Below are 401 nucleotides of genomic sequence, written 5' to 3'. Positions count from 1 at the left end.
CGCTCAACGACCGGGCGCGCTTCAGGTGCAGGCTTGACCATCGCCACCGGCGCGGCCGCCTCCTCGCCCGACGACTCGAACGCCTCATAGGGCTCAAGCGCCTGCAACAGCTCCGGCCGCGAGGGCGCGGCAAACGGCAGTTCGGTGCGGGGCAGCCAGTTGACCACCTGCATGGCGGTCAAGTAAGCGCGACGTCGGGACTCGATAAGCACAGCTCGGCCACTTGTGGATAACTAAAGAGCGGGGATTCTACCGCTGTTCGGCAACAATCGCCCACTGCGCACTGACCGGCTGTGGATAAATCCCGCGTCCGATGCAGTACAATCGCGACTTTTAATCGCCAACCAGCCGGCCATTCCGCTGATCGAACCCAAGCGCGTCTTGCGCGCCCTCGCCGGACA

Annotated in this window: 1 pseudogene; it reads right to left on the bottom strand. The window is 64.3% G+C overall.

The annotated features are described in order from the left end of the window. Positions 1-173 (bottom strand): annotated as a pseudogene (locus SOP95_RS31920) (energy transducer TonB); the annotation flags it as partial. Between the last annotated feature and the right edge of the window lie 228 nt (positions 174-401).

Source organism: Pseudomonas sp. YuFO8 (assembly GCF_035065025.1).
In the GTDB taxonomy this organism is placed as follows: Bacteria; Pseudomonadota; Gammaproteobacteria; order Pseudomonadales; family Pseudomonadaceae; genus Aquipseudomonas; species Aquipseudomonas putida_AE.
This window is presented reverse-complemented; position numbering and strand designations above follow the sequence as displayed.